Annotated in this window: 1 protein-coding gene; it reads right to left on the bottom strand. The window is 70.1% G+C overall.

All coding sequences use genetic code 11. The features are described from left to right. Positions 1-1057 (bottom strand): HAD-IC family P-type ATPase (locus EV644_RS44320; protein ID WP_158293130.1); only part of this gene is annotated, 1057 nt, incomplete at both ends.

Raw genomic sequence — 1057 nt, 5'->3', positions numbered from 1 at the left:
GCGATCAGTGCAGCCTCGGTCGGATCGCCGAGCGGCAGCCAGCCCGGATGGTCGCCGTCGGGCGGTCGCAGCTCGGCGTCGTTGCACAGCACCACGTCACGCAGCAGCCGCACCAGCGACTCGCGATCACCGTCGCCGTCCTGCCGGGGATCACCCAGCACGGCGCCGTCGGGTGCGTAGCCGTCGCCCGTGGCAATGTATTCGGCCGTCGGCGTCCAGACTCGTTCCGCCAGCATGACCCCCTCGGTCAGCGTGCCCGTCTTGTCCGCCGCGACGACTGTCACGCTTCCGAGAGTCTCGACCGCAGGCAACTGGCGAACGACGGCCGACCGCCGCGCCATCCGGTGGGCGCCGACAGCCAATGCGAGCGTCACGACGGCGGGCAGGGACTCGGGTACCGCAGCCACCGTGAGGCTGACGGCCGTGACCAGCATGTCCGGTAGCGGCAGTCCGCGGATCAGACCGGCGATGGCGACGACGGCCGACAGCACGATCGCCACGATGCTGAGGATGCGGCTGAGTGAGCGCAGCCGCCGCTGCAGCGGCGTCTGCCTCGGCTGCTGTCCAGACAGCAGGCGGGCGATCCGGCCGAGGGCGCTGTCCATGCCAGTGCGGCTGGTGACGGCGGTACCGCGGCCGCAGGTGATCACTGTGCCCGCGAAGACCTCGTCAGGTGCGTCCTTCTCGACCGGAACCGATTCACCTGTTAGGGCAGCTTCGTCGGCCTGCAGACGGACCGCTTCGAGCAGTTGGAGATCCGCGGGGACGATGTCACCCGCTTCCAGCAGGACGAGGTCGCCCGGGACCAGTTCGGCGGCCACGATCATCCGGGTCCGGCCGGAGCGCACCACCCGTGCCTGCGGCGCCGCGAGCCGGCGCAAGGCTGCCAGGGCATGCTCGGCCCGCAGTTCCTGGATCACACCGACGGCGGTGTTCAGCGTGACCACCACGAGGATCACCGTGAGGTCGGTGAAGTCCCGCAGCGTCGCGGTCAGGACGGCTGCGCCGAGGAGCAGCAGGATCATCGGGTCCTTGAGTTGGGCGACGATTCGCACCA

It is taken from the genome of Kribbella orskensis (genome assembly GCF_004342085.1).
Lineage (GTDB): Bacteria > Actinomycetota > Actinomycetes > Propionibacteriales > Kribbellaceae > Kribbella > Kribbella orskensis.
The sequence above is the reverse complement of the archived record's forward strand: the minus strand, read 5'-3'. Positions and strand labels throughout refer to the sequence as shown.